Here is a 1039-nt window from a genome sequence, read left to right as displayed (position 1 = left end):
AGACGGGCTGGCCGTCGTTGGCGACGATCAGGGCGTTGGCGTCACGCAGCAGCGTGGCCTTCACCTGAGCATCAGAGACGATCTTCGGATCGTTGACCGCCTCCACGAACCGCTCCAGCTTCTTCACGATCTTCTTCTTGTCCCGATCCCGGCCCTTGTCCTCCGAGACCATCACCTTGGAAATGTCATCCTGCAACTTGTACGCCCCGGTCGCCGACAACCTCCCGGCCGCCTCGAACCGGTCGATCAGCGCCGAGATGTCATCCGAAGAGGTCCTGGTGGAGAAGGCGACCGACTGCTCCACCCTGCCCCCCGCATTCGTCTCCACCGTCACCGTCAGCGTGTGCGCCCCCAGCGGCAGCAGATACAGCGCCTGAACCGAACCCGAGACGAACGGCCGACCGTCCAGCGTGCCGGTCACCGACTTGATGTTCGCGCCGGCCACCTCCCAGGCGATCGTCAGATCCTGACTGTCCCCGTAGGACGTGCCGTCCGCCACACCCGAGATCAGAATCGTCGGCTGCGCCTCCGGCTCGATCGTGATCGTCGCCGCCTTGATCTCCTCCACATTGCCGGCCTTGTCGGCGGCCCGGTAACGCAACTCGTGCGCCCCCACACCACTGACGTTCACCGGCGCGGTGTAGGCGGTCCAGGCGCCGCCGTCCAGCGCGTACTCGATCCTGTCCACACCGGAGGTGGCGTCGGCCGCCGCCAGCGAGACCGGGACCGTGCCCTGACCCACCGGCAGGAAGTCCGCCGTGGTGACCGGAGCGGTCGCGTCCACCTTCAACGCCAGCGCCTTGGCCTGCTCCACATTGCCGGCCCTGTCCACCGAACGGTAGTTCAGCGTGTGCGGGCCGTCCCCGGTGACCACCACCGGCTCGGCATAGGCCGTCCAAGCCCCGCCGTCCAGCTGGAACTCGGTCTTGGCCACCCCGCTGCCCTGCGCCTCATCGACGCCGGCCAGCGTCACCAGGACCAGACCGGTGAACCAGCCACTGGCCGGCTGCGCCGGGTCCGGCGTGGCCGTCGTCACCGG

Annotated in this window: 1 protein-coding gene; it reads right to left on the bottom strand. The window is 68.0% G+C overall.

Annotation, left to right across the window (positions count from 1 at the left end; all coding sequences use genetic code 11):
• A partial coding sequence (locus tag Aph01nite_RS40965; protein WP_373872398.1) for an OmpL47-type beta-barrel domain-containing protein occupies positions 1-1039 on the bottom strand: 1039 nt, incomplete at both ends.

The sequence above is a fragment of the Acrocarpospora phusangensis genome (genome assembly GCF_016862995.1).
In the GTDB taxonomy this organism is placed as follows: Bacteria; Actinomycetota; Actinomycetes; order Streptosporangiales; family Streptosporangiaceae; genus Acrocarpospora; species Acrocarpospora phusangensis.
Note: the sequence above shows the minus strand (reverse complement) of the source record. Positions and strands in the feature narration are given on the sequence as shown.